We start from the raw sequence: 14,907 nt of genomic DNA, 5'->3' as shown, positions 1-14,907 counted from the left end.
TTGATCGGGATGGACCGGATGCTGGTTTCGCTGCGGCAAGAACCGGATTATCCGGCAAGCGGGGCTTACCCCCGGTCAATGGGGCCAGAGACGCATGGCCACGCGGCAACCCGCGCAGCGTTCACGGTCCAGTGCAAAAATCAGCTTTTGCCGATCGTCCACGCTCCCCGCGCAGTGGCATCATATCGGCCTTATGTCCCCCCTCTCTACCCGCCTCTCCCGAACATGTCGAACCTGATCGTACATGGCGGTCTCCCGCTCCGCGGGGAGATCGAACCATCTGCCAACAAAAACGCTGTCCTGCCGATTCTCTGTGCCACGCTGCTGACCAGCGAGCCATTGCGCCTGATCGGCGTTCCTGAGATCACTGACGTCAAGAAGATTCTCGAAATCTTCCGCACGCTGGGCAGCGAAGTGTCGATGGATTTCCACACCGGCATTCTCGATCTGCACCATCACGCCACCACCTTCGATCCCGTGACGCACAAGCTGCCGGAGGAAATGCGCTCGTCGATCATGCTGGTTCCACCGCTGCTGGCGCGTTTCGGCGTGGCGCGTCTGGAGAACGATGTGAAGGGCTGCACGCTCGGCGTGCGCGAGATCGATCCGCATGTGGAGGTGTTCGAGCGCTTCGGCGCGCGCGTGGCACGCACGGCCGATTCGCTGATCGTGCGCGCAGAGACGCAGATGAGCGCGAATCATCACTGGCTGGACTATGCGTCGGTCACCACCACGGAGAACTTCGTGTTGTGCGCGGCGTCGGCCAACGGCACCTCGACGCTCGTCAATGCCGCATCCGAGCCGCACGTGCAGGAGTTTTGCCGCTTCCTCGCCATGCTGGGCGTAGCAATCGAGGGTATCGGCACGTCGCGCCTGAGTGTCTCCGGCGGTCAAAAGCTCGGCGGCGGCGAGTTTCGCTTTAGCGAGGATTTCCACGAAATCGCCACTTTTCTGGCGTTGGGCGCGATCACCGGCGGCGATATCGTGGTGCGCAATACCGCACCTGAGCAGTTTCCGCTGATCGATCGGACCTTTGCCAAGTTCGGTGTTGAGGTGGTGCATCGCGACGGCTGGTCGCGCGCCTTGCGTGACGGCCCGCTGCGAGTGCGCCGGCCGTTTACGCAGAATATCCTCACCAAGGTGGAAGCGGCGCCATGGCCGTATCTGCCGGTGGATCTGCTGCCTATCTTTATTGCCCTCGGCGTGAAGGCGGAAGGTAGCGCGATGTTCTGGAACAAGGTGTATGACGGCGCCATGGGCTGGTCGGTCGAGCTTTCCAAGTTCGGCGCGCACGTGTTCCTGTCCGATCCGCACCGGCTGATCACGTTCGGCGGCCTGCCGTTGAGTCCGGCACGCGTCGAAAGCCCCTACATCATTCGCGTGGCGATCGCGCTGCTGATGGTGGCGGCGAGCATCGAAGGACGCTCGGAAATCATGAATGCACTGCCGATTCGCCGCGCCCACCCGCACTTCGTGGAAAACCTGCGCTCGGTTGGGGCGAACGTGGAATGGACCAGCGGCGAGTGAATCCTGTGCGCGGGCCGAGCGCTTAACCGTCACTGCACCGCGTAGCCGCGGCCTTGCATGCAGACGCCGTAGGCGCGCCAGTAGCGCGTCATCGGCGGCTCGGGTGGGGGCATGGGCGGCGGCTTCACCTCGGCGGCGCTTTGCGGCTCGCTGGCGCCGCCCAACTCGGGTATGCCGTTCTTGTCGGTTTTCGGCATCGGTTCGCTTGCCTGCGCCACGGGGGCGGCGGCTCCCGCTGCTGTGCCGCTTGCGGGCATTGCGCCTGCCGGGGCGGCGCTCGTCATCGTCATGCTGGCAGATGCCGCGCCGCTGGCGGGCAGCGGTGGCTGGGAGACCTGCGGTCCGCCAATCAGGGCGGTGCCCGAGGCGAACTTGGGTGGCATGGGCGCCTGCGCCTGCTGGGTGATGTTGACCTTGCTCTGCTGGCTTGCCACGCTGTAGCAAGTGGCGGAGTCGACGCTTTGCTGCCACGGGCTCTGGCTGCGAATCGGGTACACCACGGGCTGCCACGCTGACGCGGCACCGCTTACCGCGAGCAGCGTCAGGCCCATGGGAATGGTCATTTTTTTCATCGCGGCGCCTCCCCCGGTCTTGCTGCAATCCGAGTCTGGCTTTACTGCCCGAAGGCATGCTGCGACGTAAAGCCCATTCCCACCTTGCGGTTTGCGCTCGACCGGCAATAGATATCACTTGAGCGTAACACCGGGGCCCGCCCGCAAGTGGCGCTAAATATCGGCTCTGTCGGCCATTCTGAAGCTTAATCGGGGCAGGGTGATGCGGCGTGGCGGCAGGCGGCGCGCGTACCTAAGGCGGGAACCGCGCTGTCCGCACGCGTGGACTTTCTTCGGAGTGCCTGGCGGGAAATTGAGCCAAGGCTCAGGCCGCTTTGCCGACGGCTTCCAGCCCGACCGACAACATCATGCGCCCGATTTCCACGCCCATGGTGTTGCGCATCGGCGGAGCACGGAACGATTCGAACTGGGCCCGCTGCGCAGCCGTGCCGATTTCGAGCTGCGTCAGCAGATCTGCCACCACGGCGTAAAGCGCGGTCTTGTTGCCATCCTCGACCTTGACGGCAATCCCCAGCCCGCCTGCGGCGCCAAGCCGGGCCGTCTGCTGGCTGGGCCGCACGCCGATCGCGTAGCTCGCTTCGGCTCCCACCTTGGCGATCAGGGCGCCGTCGAAGCCGCGCATCAGTGCAGTACAGAAGCGTCCTTCGCCCGCAACCATCTCCGGATAGGTGGTCATGGCGCGATAGATGCGCGCCAGTGCAGCGGTGCGCGTGGAGACGGATTCTGCAGATCCGGTCGGTTCAGCAGCTTGCGCCGCTGCGTCTGCGAGCTTCGCATAGAGTCTCGCGAGGCGCTCGAGTGGGAAGGCCGGGGTAGGCAGATTGCAACCGTCGATAGCCCATTGCACCGCGTCATCCGGCAGATCGCAGACCTCCGCCACCGTATGCTTCACGCGCACCTGCAACGGATGTTCGGCCAGGTGGTAGTCCTGCAACGCCGCGCCGATTGCCCGGGCGCCGGCGAGCATGCCGGCATGCTTGCCGGAGCAATTGCTGCACACCGCGCCGGGTGTGAAATCGCGCTTGATCCACGCCCGGTAGACGTCGTCCGACAAAGGCGGGTGGCTGCCGCAGCGCAGGTCGGCTTCACTCGCCTGCGCTTTTGCGAGCATCTGCCGCGCGCGTTCGATGTGCCTCTCCTCGCTATTGTGCGAGCCGCACATCAGGGCGAGATCGGCTTCCTCGAAGCCGAAGCGCTCGAACGCCCCCGTTTCGAGTACAGCTAGCGCTTGCGCCGGCTTGGCCGCCGAGCGCGCTAGCGTCAGGCGTGCCGGATCGCCGAACTGGTACAGCAGGTGCCCTTGTGCGTCGACCACGGCGACATGGGCCAGATGCGTGTTTTCGATCGTCTCGCCGCGATACGTTGTAGCTGCAATGGAACCGGTTGCACGCGCCATCACTGTTGTCTCCGAGTAGCGTTGGAATGCAGCGGATTTTACGTTTTTATATTGCGCAAACCAAATCGCGGCGGGATGGCCGGACACGCCGTGTCATCGGGGTGTCAGCGGACGGACCTAAAAGTGTCGGCAGTGGTGTTGCATTCTTGATGCGGAGCGCATTAAACGCCGGCTTCATATGTAGAATGCGGTATTATTTACTTGCTTTCAAAAGAAATGAAACGGAAGGGAAGAAAATGGTTCCGGGTTTTAGGCTGAGGAATACGAGCATTTCCGCTACTCGTTTAGTGCCGCCAGAATCCGGTCAACTTCGCCAAACTGGGCTGGCGACAATTGGTGGTTCTGCATGACGGAGTACAGGCGTTTGCGCCAGTACTCGCGCGGCAGCCCGGAGCGGCTCAGGTCCGCCGCAGACAGGCGTTCGATCACCTGCCGGATATGCATGATTTCGCTGTGTACGAGTTTTGCGGAATGCGCACCCGACATTTTCGACTGCTCGTCAATGCACAAACCACTCTCGGAGATTATTCCCATTGTCGCTTGCCGCCGGGCGGGTGACGCCGCGCAAAAAACCCCGGAACGCGTCGTCCGCTCGAATTCGGCCTCCTGTTGCTGTTATTAGTGGTGAGGCGCGCCGCAAATCTGGAACGCCAGATGCTGGGTAATTAATCGTTCGGCTGTGCCGAACCTAGTTCGGTATTTGATTTATGTTAATTTCCGCTTTAGTGACTGTCAATATGAGTTGTGGGATGCTACAGGGGTAGCTTCATCAATCTGATGGAAACAGAATACAAAATGACAGATGCAGCTCAAACTACCGAGGATCGATACGCGCTACGCAGTGTCAATCGCGCGCTCGATGTCCTGGAGGCCTTGGGGAAGGCCGCCAACGACGGCATGACCGTCGCTGGGGTGGCGGAACAGATTGGCGTGTCGAAGAGCACGGCGTTCGCGCTGTTGCAGACGTTACTGTTACGCAATTTCGTGACCGATGTGCGACTAGGAGGCTCACGGCGTTACCGCCTGGGGTTGTCGCTCGTCTATCTGGGCGATCGTGCTGCCGAAGACATCGCCGTGTCGCAACTCGCGCTACCGGTGCTGCGCGAACTCACCGAGCACACCGGTTTGACCTCGCGGCTGGCGATTCTCGATCACGGCTACGCCGTAGCCATCAGCCGGGTCGACGCTCCTGGCATCTTACGGATCGCTTCGGCGCTGGGACAACGCGAGTTGCCGCATTGCTCGGCGCTCGGCAAGTCGCTGCTGGCGCTGTTGCCGCCGGCGCGGGTCGTCAAGCTGCTGGCGCAAACCGGCATGCCGCGCCGCACCGAACACACGCTCGTCACACCCGCCGAATTGATGGTCGACCTGTTGCAGGTTGCCGAACGCGGCTATGCGTTCGATAACGAAGAGGACAATATCGGCGTGGTCTGCATCGGCGCGGCCATCATCAATCGTGAAGGCGAAGGCGTCGCGGCGATCAGCGTGACTACGCTGAAAAGCGGCTGGAGCGACGAAGACCTGCATGAGTTGGGGCGCACCATTCGCAGGTATGCGGACCGCGTGAGCCGGATGCTCGGTGCAGAGGTAGATCCGGAAGTCCTCGCGCTGTAAATAATCCGGCCATACACCGAGCGAATTGCCTTGGCGCGACAGCACCCCTCGGGGTGAGGGACGACTGCGCGCGTCAGGCACAGGCACGAAGGAGCCTCATGCTGACGCCATTTTTTGACCTGTTCGATCTGCGCGGTGCGGGCGACTATCTGCCCACGCTGCTCAAAGGCGCCACCACCAGCCTGGCGCTGACCGTTTGCATCATGTTGATCAGCTTGCCGCTTGGGCTCGTCATCGCGCTTGCCAAACTGGGCCGCTCGCGAATCCTGCGCACACTGGCGTCGGTCTACATCGAAGTGATCCGCGGCACGCCGGCGCTGCTGCAACTGTTCTACATCTATTTTGTGCTGCCGTCGTTCGGGGTTCGTTTCGATCCGTTCATGGCAGGCGTAATCGGACTGTCGATCAACTACTCGGCATATCTGGCCGAGGTCTACCGTGCCGGCATCGCCGCAGTCCCGCAAGGCCAGATCGAAGCGGCCAAAGCACTCGGCATGTCGCGTCGCAAGATGCTGCGTCTGATCGTGCTGCCGCAGGCGATCCGCGTGGTGATTCCGCCGCTTGGCAACTACGGCATTTCTCTATTCAAGGACACCTCGCTAGTGTCTATCGTTACGGTCAAAGAACTGATCTTCACGGGACAAATCATCTCCTCGACCAACTTCCAGTACGCCACGGTCTTTACGATCATTGGCGCGATCTATCTGGCGTTTTCGTATCCCAGCGCCTTGCTGGTGCGCTGGCTCGAGCGGCGTATGAGCGTGGGCAGCGCGGCCAGGCCGGTGGGTGGCTCGCCGCGGGCTACGACGGCTGCGCCATGATTCGTCTCGAGCGTGTCAACAAGCGCTTCGGCGATCTGCATGTATTGCAGGACGTCTCGCTGAGCGTCGCGAAGGGCGAAGTGTTGTGCGTGGTCGGGCCGTCCGGTTCGGGCAAGTCGACCATGCTCCGTTGCATGAACCATCTGGAGACGATCGATAGCGGCACGATCTATTTCGATGAAGTACCCGTTTACCAAAACCTCAAAAACTGCAGGCAACGTGTCGATAATGACTGGACGGTTGAGGCAATGCGCGCGAAGATCGGCATGGTGTTTCAATCCTTCAACCTGTTCTCGCATCTAAGCGTGATCGACAACATTACGGTTGCGCCCATTCATGTACGCGGTATTTCGTCGTCCGATGCAATTGGAATTGCCCAGGCGTTGCTCGACAAGGTCGGTCTGCTCGCGAAGGCGAATGCTTACCCGCACGAATTGAGCGGCGGGCAGCAGCAACGCGTCGCGATTGCGCGGGCGCTGGCCATGCAGCCGGAAGTCATACTGTTCGATGAAGTCACTTCGGCCCTCGATCCGGAGCTGGTCGGCGAAGTCTTGCGCGTGATGCGCACGCTGGCCGACGAAGGCATGACGATGGTGGTGGTGACGCACGAAATGGGTTTCGCACGTGAAGTGTCCGACCGCATCGTATTCATGGCGGACGGGCGGATTGTCGAAGAGGGGCGGCCTGCGGCGTTTTTCGCAGCGCCTCAGCAGGCGCGAACCCAGGATTTCCTGCGCTCGTTGTGGGAACGAAACAGGCAACTCGGCGGCACTGTCGGCCTTTAATAACACTGAAAACCAACGGTTCGGGAGATGTTCATGAGAATGGTACCGCTGATGTTCGCTTCACTGCTTGCAGGTCTGTTGGCCTGCTCCAGCGCCTTGGCCGCAGACGCCGCTGCGATCAGCGGCGTGCGCTTCGACGGCGGCGACGGGTCATTTCGCCGTGCGGTCGATAATGGCGTGACGTTCGTGATTGCGGCCGACCCCCCCTCGACCTTTCAGGACAACAAGACCAACGACTTCGACGGCGCAGACGTGCGGATATTTCGTGAAGTCGCCAGGCGTCTCGGCATCACCAAGGTGAGCTGGAATATCGTGCCGTTCGACGCGATGATCCCCACGCTGCTGTCGGGCCGCGCCGACGTGATCGTGGACAACCTGCATGAGACCGAAAAACGTTTGCAGGTTGTGGCGTTTACCAGCCCTGCCTATTGGTATGGTTCGGGCATTGCCGTGCCGCGCGGCAACCCCGCGAAGATTCATAACTGGGCGGACTTTGCTGGCCATACCGTAGGGACGCTGCGCGGCAGCATCAATCACCAGTTGCTCGGTGAGCGTAAGGATCTCAAGGAACTCAAGCTTTATACGAGCAATGAGGCGGAATTTGCCGACCTGATCGCCGGACGCATCGACGTGGCGATGGAAGACGACATCAAGATCTCGCAGTTCCTCAAGCAGCATCCCACAGCGGCGCTCGAGATGGTGACGGACTACAAGCCGCTGCCGCAGGAATATGGCTACGCGCGCTACGCGCTGCGCAAGAGCGATGTAGATCTGAACAGCGCGGTATCGCGCGCGCTCGACGAAATGCGCGCGGACGGCACGCTTGGCTCGATCATCGCGCAGTTCGGCTACACCGACCGCAACCTCTGGTATTTCCCGGTCAAGAACTGAGTCCGCGGGACTTGGCGCGTACAATCACGCCTTCGCAAAGCGCGTGGCCCATATGCCATGCGCCGCGTGATGCCGGTCTTTCCTCGAATCGAAATCAGAAATACACGTGACTTCCTCCACAAACTCGTCTTCGTCCTCTTCGCGCAAACCACTCACCATCATCCAGACACTTGTGATTGTCGGCACGGCCGGCCTGATCGGCTCCCTGCTGGTGAAACTGCTGGTCTAGCGTCTGGCAGTTCGTCCTGCGCCGGTTGTCCCGCCCACGCGGGACGGCCGGCCGCCTCAGACAACCCCAAGTCACGCGGCATGACTATTTCAATTGCGGTAATAATGTTTCGCGAAAGTGGCGATTACTCCGGGTGGATTGCATAACTAGAATGCAATCACTGGCTACGAACAAGGTGTTCGCAGCAGCCGAAAATAAAGTCTGGAGGTCGTTACCATGAAGTCGCTCATTCAAGCCGTTGTTGTTGCCGCCGCTCTCGTTGCTCCGGTTGCCTCGTTTGCCCAGCAGTCGAACACCCCTGTCACCCGTGCGCAAGTCCGCGCCGATCTGGTTCAGCTCGAACAGGCAGGCTATCACCCGAGCATTTCCGACCCGTACTACCCCGCTAACATTCAGGCCGCTGAAGCTCGCGTGAGCCAGCAAAACAGTTCGGAAACCGCTTACGGCGGCGCCGTCAACGCCACGGCAGTCGGCGTGCGCGCTACCGCGCCGGTCGCATCGACCGGTCCGAAGTCGGTGTACTTCGGCGGCCAGTAAGCCGTTGATGGGGACGCCAGCCGGTCGCTACCGCTAGATGTGGCTTTGCAGATGCACCCATGCGAGAAAGGCCGTTCCGACTCATGTCGGAACGGCCTTTCTCATTGGGCCAACGTCTGAAGGAAGAAGCGCCTGCGTGTCAGGCGGCGACCGCTGCCACGGAAGCTGTGAGCAGTACCGGAATCGACTTCGAGGTGGGCGTCCCCGCGCCATCCGCGACTGACGAAAGCGGCACCAGCGGATTGGTTTCGGGGTAGTACGCGCCAAGGCAACCGCGCGGAATGTCGTACTCGACCAGCAAAAAGTCATTCGCGCGCCGCTCGACGCCGTCGTCCCATACGCTCGTGAGATCCACGCGCTGGCCGGCCGCGAAGCCGAGCATCGCCAGGTCGTCCTTGTTGGCGAACACCACGCGCCGCTGGCCAAAGACGCCGCGATAGCGATCGTCGAGACCATAGATCGTTGTGTTGTACTGGTCGTGCGAGCGGGTGGTCATCAGCGTCATCAGGCGCTCGCCATGGCGATTGCGCGCGCGGTGAATCGGGGTGTCGACGGAAATGGCATGGACGAGGAACTGCGCTTTCTTGCTCGGCGTCTTCCAGACCCGGTCGCGCGAGGCGACGCCCAGGTGGAAACCGCCCGGGTGCTTCAGGCGTTCGTTGTAGTTCTCGAAGCCGTCGAACACCTTTTCGATGCCGTCGCGGATCAGCGCGTAGTCGTTCGTATGAGCCTGCCAATCGACCTTGGCGTTACCCAGCGTGGCCTCCGCCATGCGCGCCACGATCGCGATTTCCGACAGCAGATTCGCCGAAGCTGGCTTGTTCATGCCGTACGAGATGTGCACCATGCTGAACGAATCTTCGACGCTCACGCCTTGCGCCACGCCGTTCTGCGTGTCAATCTCGGTGCGGCCGAGCGTCGGCAGGATCAGCGCGTCGCCGCCATGCACAAGATGGCTACGGTTCAGCTTGGTCGTGATGTGCACGGTCAGATCGCACGAACGCATGGCTTCCCACGTACGTGGCGTGTCGGGCGTCGCAATCGAGAAATTACCGCCCAGGCCGATAAACACCTTCACCTTGCCGTCGAGCATGGCCTGAATCGTGTTCACGACGTCGAGGCCGTGTTCGCGCGGCGGTTCGAAGTCGTACACCTTGCCGAGACGGTCGAGGAATGCCTGGGTCGGGCGCTCTTCGATACCCACGGTGCGGTCGCCCTGCACGTTCGAGTGGCCGCGCACCGGGCACAGACCCGCGCCGCGCTTGCCGATCATGCCGCGCATCATCATCAGGTTCGACAGGAGCTGGATTGTCGGCACCGAATTCTTGTGCTGCGTGAGGCCCATTCCCCATGTGGAGATGACCGCTTTACCCTTGACGTAGATGTCGGCGAGCTTGAGCACATCGTCCATCGGCACGCCTGATTCTTCTACGATTGCTTCCCAGCTTTCCGCGCGCAGATCGTCGGCGAAGGCCTCGAAACCCACCGTGTGTTCGGCGATGAAGTCTACGTCGAGCACACGTTCGCCGCCGCTCGCCAGTGCCGCGTCGTCCAGTTCGATGACGCGCTTGGCGACGCCCTTGATCAGCGCGAAGTCGCCGCCCACCTTCGGACGAATGAACACGGAACTGATCCTGGTGCTGCTCATGGTCAGCATTTCGACCGGGTGCTGCGGGCTCGCGAAGCGCTCGAGGCCGCGTTCCTTGAGCGGATTGATCGACACGATGGTCGCGCCGCGTTTGGCGCACTCGCGCAGTTCCCCGAGCATCCGCGGATGGTTGGTAGCCGGATTCTGGCCGAAGATCAGCAGCGTATCGGCGTGTTCCAAGTCGTCCATCGTGACCGTACCCTTGCCGATGCCCACCGTACCGGGCAAGCCCCGGCTGGTCGCTTCGTGGCACATGTTCGAGCAGTCCGGGAAGTTGTTGGTGCCGTACATGCGTACGAACAGCTGGAACAGGAACGCCGCTTCGTTGCTGGCCCGCCCGGAGGTGTAGAAGGCGGCGCGGTCGGGGTCGTCGAGGGCCTTCAGATGGCGTGCGATGAGTTCGAACGCCGCGTCCCATTCGATCGGCACGTAGCGGTCGAGCCGGGCGTCGTAGACCATCGGGTCGGTCAGGCGGCCGTGTTGCTCCAGCTCGAAGTCGGACTGCGTCATCAAGTCTGCAACGGTGTGTTGCTCGAAGAACTCGGGCGTCACGCGCTTGCTGGTGGCTTCGGCGGCCACCGCCTTGACGCCGTTTTCGCAGAATTCGAAGGTGGAGGCGTGTTCGCGGTCCGGCCACGCGCAGCCGGGGCAGTCGAAGCCATCGGGCTGGTTCTGCGCCAGCAGCGTCCGGTAGTTGCCGGCTGCGACCTTTTCCTTGACGAGGTTGATCGCGACGTACTTGAGGGCGCCCCAGCCTGCGGCGGGGTGGGTGTACGGTTGGATGCGCGCTTCGGGTTTCTTCATGACCTTGTTGCCGGGAATAGACGGATTTGCCGATGAAGCCAAGAATACTGTGTTCCGAAAAGTCCGCGGAACACAGAAAACAGGAAAGACGAGGGATACAGTTTTTTGAGATTTAGCATAGACTGCGGTCATTGTCCCGTTTTTTTGCTGTCGCTGCCCCTTGAAGCTCTACGAAAAACTCGCCGATGAAATCGGCGCGGCTGTGCGCCGCGGTGTGTTCGCTGCGGGCGAGCGGATTCCCTCGGTTCGCCAGGCTAGCCAGCAGCACGGCGTCAGCATCAAGACGGTGCTGCATGCCTATGCGCTGCTGGAGGGGCGCGGCCTGATCGAAACGCGGCCGCAATCCGGCTATTTTGTGCGCGAGTTGATGGCGGCGCCGCAGACCGGGCATGAGCCGCCGGCGTCGAGCCCCGCGCCGGCCGCGGAAGTGGACGTGAGCCGCCTGGTGCTGTCCACCCTGCGCAGCATCCGCGCGCGCGACGCCTTACCGCTCGGCTCGCCGTACCCCGATCCTTCGCTGTTCCCCTGGCGCCGCATCAACCAGTACGCCAACGCGATTGCGCGGCGTCATTCAAGCTGGAACCTGATCGACGACCTGCCGCCGGGCAATCCGGAGCTGATCCGCCAGATCGCGCGGCGATACGCCGAAAACGGCGTGCCGGTCGACCCGGACGAAATCATCATCACGCTCGGCGCGACCGAAGCGATCAATCTGAGCTTGCAGGCCGTGGCGAAGCCGGGCGACACGGTGGTGGTCGAGGCGCCGACCTACTACGCGATGCTGCACGCCATCGAGCGTCTCGGCATGCGTGCGATTGCCGTGACGACGCATCCGACCGACGGGATCGATATCGGCGTGCTGGCGGAGATTCTCGACACGCAGAAAATCGCGGCGTGCATGGTGATGCCAAACTTCCAGAATCCACTCGGTTTTCAGATGCCCGACGAGAGGAAGCGGCAGCTTGTCGAACTGCTGACGGCGCACGATATCCCGGTGATCGAAAACGACGTCTACCAGGAACTGTATTTCGGCGAGGCGCGGCCAACGACGCTGAAGAACTTCGATACGCAAGGGCTGGTGCTGCACTGCGCCTCGTTTTCGAAGAGCCTGACCGCCTCGTACCGGATCGGCTGGGCGATGCCGGGGCGCTATCGCGCGCAGCTTGAAAAGCTCAAGTTCCTGAATACGCTGACCACGCCTTCAGTGCCGCAAGTGGCTGTGGCCGACTATCTGCGCCAGGACGGCTACGACCGTCATTTGCGCCACGTGCGCAAGTTTTACCACCAGCAGGCACGGCTGATGAGCGCGATGGTGCAGCGCTTTTTTCCGTCCGGCACACGCATTTCCTCCCCGCAAGGCGGCTACGTGCTGTGGGTGGAAATGCCGGGGCGCGTCGATTCCATGCAGCTCTATCAGGCGGCGCTGGCCCGCGGCATTACAGTGGGCCCGGGATACATGTTTTCGATGCGCAACGATTTTCGCCACTTTATCCGGCTGAATTACAGCTACCCCTGGACCGCGCAAACCGAAGCGGCGCTCCGGACGTTAGGCGGCCTCGTCGCAGAGATGGCCTGAGGACAAACAGATGAACGATGAAATCGATCCGATGCTGGTGGCAGTGCTGACGCAACTCTGGCGCGCGGAGCAGGAAACGCCCGGGCGTGACTGGTCGCTCGCGAAGCTCTCGAAGCAGGCCGGTGTGCCGATGAGTGCGCTTAGGCGGCAACTGACGGCGCTGGTGGACGGCGGCATCGCCGAGACGAGCTTTACGGAGGAGGGCACGGGAACCGCGCGCCTCAGCGATGCGGGCCGTGGCTTATGTGCCGAGCTGTTCCGCGATCCGGCGCAGTGAGCAGCGTTACGCACCCGCCGCGGGCGATCCCCCGGGCCGTACGAGGCATCTCAAACTAGTTGCATAGCTAACTAGTTTCGCGTATTCTTGCCTCATGTTCGATCACTGCCTTTACTTCAACACTTCCGCGCTGGCTCGCCGTCTTGAACGCGAGTGGGCAGAAGCGTTCGAGCCCTTCGAGATGACGCCGCCACAGGGTTTCATGCTGCGGGCGGTAATCGATCGTCCGGGGATGCTGCAGCGTGAGTTGTCCGAAGAGCTGTTTATCGCGCGGCCCACTGCAACCCGGGCGCTGGATGGCCTCGAAGCGAAGGGTTATATCGAACGGCGCCGCACTGAAGAAGACGGCCGGGAAGTGTCCATTTTCCCCACTGCCAAGGCGCTTGAAATCAAGGCCGAGTTGAACGGTGCAAGCGCAGCGGTGACAGCGAGATTGAAGAAAGTGCTCGGCGGCGTGGAGTTTACCGATGCGGTGTCAAAGATCCGTGGGGTTCGCGAGGCGCTGCCATAACGTGTTTTTTGTTCGTGTATAGTTGCATAGCTAATTATTTGGGGGCCACATGCAGTGTTGGCCCAATCTTGACGCCGGCAGGACCGGCAAACACATCATGAAACGTATCGCCGCTTTTTCTCTCGCTACGTGGTCGGCCGCTGCCATTCTGTATTTCGGTCAGCACTCAGTCGCGCTGATCGCGCTAAGCGGAGTGGTCGTGCTGGGTGGCTTCGACCTGCTGCGCCCTTGACCTGCTGCGCCCTTAAGACGCCGGGCCTTGAGAGCGGGAATTCAACTGCCCTATCCACTCGCGCAGTTTCCGTTTTACGCGTCCAGTCTGTGCGAACAGCAACGGTAATTCCACGATGCGACCCCGTGCGCTCAGCATGATGACGGATCGCTCATGCCACGTTTCGCAGTTGGCCCAGCGTGCCTTGTAGTCGGCATGCAACGGGCGAAAGTCGAAGTCCCGGCCATTGGCGTGGGACCATCTGATCAGAAACTCAACGAGTAAGGCGCCCACCGAGTAAGCGCCAAATGCCGCGTCATAAGTGGTGATGAAGTACTCAACCGAGTTCGAGCCGGCCAGATTCACCGAAGCTGCGACCGGCATGCCTGCCACCTTGACGAAGGCGACAAGCGGGTTCTGCGACAGGTCGATCCGCTGCGCCAGTCCAATAAAGAAGTCGCGCACCTGATCGTCCATCAGATAGGGCGTATTGAGGCCGTGACTGATCGCCCAGCACCGCTTGTTGGCGAATAGCCATGTCAGCAGGGCCGCTGCGTCGCTCGCGGTCTGCGCCCAGCCAAATTCCACTTCTCCCTGGGTTTCGAGCCGCTTGCGGCAATAGCGCAGATTCGAGCGCAGCGACTTCGGCCGGGTCGCCATAAAGTCGTCGCAGCTTGCAAACGCTCGCAGCCGAATCGAGTAGCCCGGTAATCGACGCCAGCGCGCCGGCAACCGTGGCCAGACCCAGGATTGCGGCAACGCGCCGAGTGTCTCGTAGAGGAGGCTGCCGTGTTCAAGCATGCCGACCTCGAGAACGTCGGCATGCACGCGCATGACCGCCGCCGCGGCGTCCCGGTAGAGATCGCGCCGCGGCCGCCCTTTCAGCAGTGGACCGCCATACTCCTCGCCGCTGCCGCATGTCAGTGCCCGGGCGATGCGCGCGAATTTTTCGCGGAAGATCGCAACCGGCCACAGGGCGAGCAGTTCGTCGTCACGCAATACGATTGCAACGTTCACCACGCCGCCGTTGGCGAACACTTGTGCGGCGGCCTGCTCGCAGTACGCGTAGGTCAGGCACAGCGGACACTCATCGGCAAGGGAGGTAAGAGTGTTCCATGCCCGATTCAGTGAAGTAAAAGCGACCGGTGTTTCGATCGTTAGGACATCGAGCCTCACGGCCGGTTGCCTGAGCGATTCGAAGCGGCTGACGTTTGTGCAGGCCGGGATACCGGCATTAACCTTGTCCATCTTCACGCACTGAATGGCATTTCATTGGATGCAAGCGGAGAGGGGCGACCAAGCTTTGCGCGCAACGTGCGCTATCCGGCTGAATTGTTATCAGGAAAGAGGTCTCCTAGCTACATGCCCCCGGCTTCTACTGGATTTTGGCGTGAAAGTACTACCCGAGTGCGCATAGACTCGCCGTTATCGAGTCGGATCGACGCGCGTGAGCATGACCGGGTGGATACGCCCGGCGGTCTAGGGGAAGGACAAGGTAGCGGTGGATT

Annotated in this window: 16 protein-coding genes; 11 read left to right on the top strand and 5 right to left on the bottom strand. The window is 61.7% G+C overall.

The genetic code is table 11. The features are described 5' to 3' along the window. Positions 1–225 precede the first annotated feature (225 nt). On the top strand, positions 226–1,527 hold the full coding sequence (locus tag FFS45_RS20900; protein WP_137956530.1) for a UDP-N-acetylglucosamine 1-carboxyvinyltransferase: 1,302 nt from the start codon (positions 226–228) through the stop codon (positions 1,525–1,527). 29 nt (positions 1,528–1,556) lie between these two features. Here FFS45_RS20900 and FFS45_RS20895 read toward each other — a convergent pair whose 3' ends face one another. From FFS45_RS20895 to FFS45_RS20885, 3 genes are all read right to left on the bottom strand, one after another. Continuing rightward, positions 1,557–2,099, bottom strand: coding sequence for a hypothetical protein (locus FFS45_RS20895; RefSeq protein ID WP_249362870.1), 543 nt, complete (start codon positions 2,097–2,099; stop codon positions 1,557–1,559). 304 nt (positions 2,100–2,403) lie between these two features. Then, positions 2,404–3,495: an asparaginase gene (locus FFS45_RS20890; RefSeq protein ID WP_137956529.1), complete on the bottom strand. Its 1,092-nt coding sequence runs from the start codon at positions 3,493–3,495 to the stop codon at positions 2,404–2,406. 276 nt (positions 3,496–3,771) lie between these two features. Beyond that, complete coding sequence (locus FFS45_RS20885; protein WP_137956528.1) at positions 3,772–4,029, bottom strand: hypothetical protein; 258 nt, start codon at positions 4,027–4,029, stop codon at positions 3,772–3,774. A gap of 261 nt (positions 4,030–4,290) precedes the next feature. On the opposite strand from FFS45_RS20885, the gene FFS45_RS20880 reads away from it, so the two are divergent. The 6 genes from FFS45_RS20880 to FFS45_RS20860 all read left to right on the top strand — a co-directional run bounded on the left by FFS45_RS20880 (position 4,291) and on the right by FFS45_RS20860 (position 8,372). Continuing rightward, positions 4,291–5,109, top strand: coding sequence for an IclR family transcriptional regulator (locus tag FFS45_RS20880; RefSeq protein WP_171029700.1), 819 nt, complete (start codon positions 4,291–4,293; stop codon positions 5,107–5,109). A gap of 98 nt (positions 5,110–5,207) precedes the next feature. Then, the gene (locus FFS45_RS20875) at positions 5,208–5,930 is read left to right on the top strand and encodes an amino acid ABC transporter permease (protein ID WP_137956526.1); all 723 of its coding nucleotides are present in this window, start codon (positions 5,208–5,210) and stop codon (positions 5,928–5,930) included. Next, complete coding sequence (locus tag FFS45_RS20870; RefSeq protein WP_137956525.1) at positions 5,927–6,715, top strand: amino acid ABC transporter ATP-binding protein; 789 nt, start codon at positions 5,927–5,929, stop codon at positions 6,713–6,715. The genes FFS45_RS20875 and FFS45_RS20870 overlap by 4 nt, the downstream gene beginning before the upstream one ends. Positions 6,716–6,748: 33 nt before the next feature. Then, entirely contained in the window at positions 6,749–7,606 is an 858-nt protein-coding gene (locus FFS45_RS20865) for a transporter substrate-binding domain-containing protein (RefSeq protein ID WP_171029699.1), read from the top strand. 106 nt (positions 7,607–7,712) lie between these two features. Next, positions 7,713–7,835, top strand: coding sequence for a hypothetical protein (locus FFS45_RS42765; RefSeq protein ID WP_283204766.1), 123 nt, complete (start codon positions 7,713–7,715; stop codon positions 7,833–7,835). A gap of 216 nt (positions 7,836–8,051) precedes the next feature. Further along, positions 8,052–8,372, top strand: coding sequence for a DUF4148 domain-containing protein (locus FFS45_RS20860; RefSeq protein WP_137956523.1), 321 nt, complete (start codon positions 8,052–8,054; stop codon positions 8,370–8,372). A gap of 139 nt (positions 8,373–8,511) precedes the next feature. Here FFS45_RS20860 and FFS45_RS20855 read toward each other — a convergent pair whose 3' ends face one another. Beyond that, complete coding sequence (locus FFS45_RS20855) at positions 8,512–10,824, bottom strand: FdhF/YdeP family oxidoreductase (RefSeq protein WP_137956522.1); 2,313 nt, start codon at positions 10,822–10,824, stop codon at positions 8,512–8,514. 160 nt (positions 10,825–10,984) lie between these two features. Between FFS45_RS20855 and FFS45_RS20850 the strand changes: the two genes are divergently transcribed. The 4 genes from FFS45_RS20850 to FFS45_RS42760 all read left to right on the top strand — a co-directional run bounded on the left by FFS45_RS20850 (position 10,985) and on the right by FFS45_RS42760 (position 13,420). Next, entirely contained in the window at positions 10,985–12,400 is a 1,416-nt protein-coding gene (locus tag FFS45_RS20850; RefSeq protein WP_137956521.1) for a PLP-dependent aminotransferase family protein, read from the top strand. A 10-nt stretch (positions 12,401–12,410) separates the two neighbouring features. Continuing rightward, positions 12,411–12,677: a helix-turn-helix domain-containing protein gene (locus FFS45_RS20845; protein ID WP_137956520.1), complete on the top strand. Its 267-nt coding sequence runs from the start codon at positions 12,411–12,413 to the stop codon at positions 12,675–12,677. A 94-nt stretch (positions 12,678–12,771) separates the two neighbouring features. After that, complete coding sequence (locus FFS45_RS20840) at positions 12,772–13,188, top strand: MarR family transcriptional regulator (protein ID WP_137956519.1); 417 nt, start codon at positions 12,772–12,774, stop codon at positions 13,186–13,188. Between the two features lie 97 nt (positions 13,189–13,285). Then, positions 13,286–13,420, top strand: coding sequence for a hypothetical protein (locus FFS45_RS42760; RefSeq protein ID WP_283204765.1), 135 nt, complete (start codon positions 13,286–13,288; stop codon positions 13,418–13,420). A gap of 12 nt (positions 13,421–13,432) precedes the next feature. On the opposite strand, the gene FFS45_RS20835 is transcribed toward FFS45_RS42760, so the two are convergent. Then, positions 13,433–14,647: a GNAT family N-acetyltransferase gene (locus tag FFS45_RS20835; RefSeq protein ID WP_249362869.1), complete on the bottom strand. Its 1,215-nt coding sequence runs from the start codon at positions 14,645–14,647 to the stop codon at positions 13,433–13,435. Between the last annotated feature and the right edge of the window lie 260 nt (positions 14,648–14,907).

This window comes from Burkholderia sp. 4M9327F10 (genome assembly GCF_005503145.1).
GTDB lineage: Bacteria > Pseudomonadota > Gammaproteobacteria > Burkholderiales > Burkholderiaceae > Paraburkholderia.
The sequence above is the reverse complement of the archived record's forward strand: the minus strand, read 5'-3'. Positions and strand labels throughout refer to the sequence as shown.

What these genes read in the sequence shown, in the direction of transcription:
- FFS45_RS20900 (WP_137956530.1), top strand. Translation starts at nt 226, where the DNA reads ATGTCGAACCTGATCGTACATGGCGGTCTCCCGCTCCGCGGGGAGATC.
- FFS45_RS20895 (WP_249362870.1), bottom strand. Translation starts at nt 2,099, where the DNA reads ATGAAAAAAATGACCATTCCCATGGGCCTGACGCTGCTCGCGGTAAGC.
- FFS45_RS20890 (WP_137956529.1), bottom strand. Translation starts at nt 3,495, where the DNA reads ATGGCGCGTGCAACCGGTTCCATTGCAGCTACAACGTATCGCGGCGAG.
- FFS45_RS20885 (WP_137956528.1), bottom strand. Translation starts at nt 4,029, where the DNA reads ATGGGAATAATCTCCGAGAGTGGTTTGTGCATTGACGAGCAGTCGAAA.
- FFS45_RS20880 (WP_171029700.1), top strand. Translation starts at nt 4,291, where the DNA reads ATGACAGATGCAGCTCAAACTACCGAGGATCGATACGCGCTACGCAGT.
- FFS45_RS20875 (WP_137956526.1), top strand. Translation starts at nt 5,208, where the DNA reads ATGCTGACGCCATTTTTTGACCTGTTCGATCTGCGCGGTGCGGGCGAC.
- FFS45_RS20870 (WP_137956525.1), top strand. Translation starts at nt 5,927, where the DNA reads ATGATTCGTCTCGAGCGTGTCAACAAGCGCTTCGGCGATCTGCATGTA.
- FFS45_RS20865 (WP_171029699.1), top strand. Translation starts at nt 6,749, where the DNA reads ATGAGAATGGTACCGCTGATGTTCGCTTCACTGCTTGCAGGTCTGTTG.
- FFS45_RS20860 (WP_137956523.1), top strand. Translation starts at nt 8,052, where the DNA reads ATGAAGTCGCTCATTCAAGCCGTTGTTGTTGCCGCCGCTCTCGTTGCT.
- FFS45_RS20855 (WP_137956522.1), bottom strand. Translation starts at nt 10,824, where the DNA reads ATGAAGAAACCCGAAGCGCGCATCCAACCGTACACCCACCCCGCCGCA.
- FFS45_RS20845 (WP_137956520.1), top strand. Translation starts at nt 12,411, where the DNA reads ATGAACGATGAAATCGATCCGATGCTGGTGGCAGTGCTGACGCAACTC.
- FFS45_RS20840 (WP_137956519.1), top strand. Translation starts at nt 12,772, where the DNA reads ATGTTCGATCACTGCCTTTACTTCAACACTTCCGCGCTGGCTCGCCGT.
- FFS45_RS42760 (WP_283204765.1), top strand. Translation starts at nt 13,286, where the DNA reads ATGAAACGTATCGCCGCTTTTTCTCTCGCTACGTGGTCGGCCGCTGCC.
- FFS45_RS20835 (WP_249362869.1), bottom strand. Translation starts at nt 14,647, where the DNA reads ATGGACAAGGTTAATGCCGGTATCCCGGCCTGCACAAACGTCAGCCGC.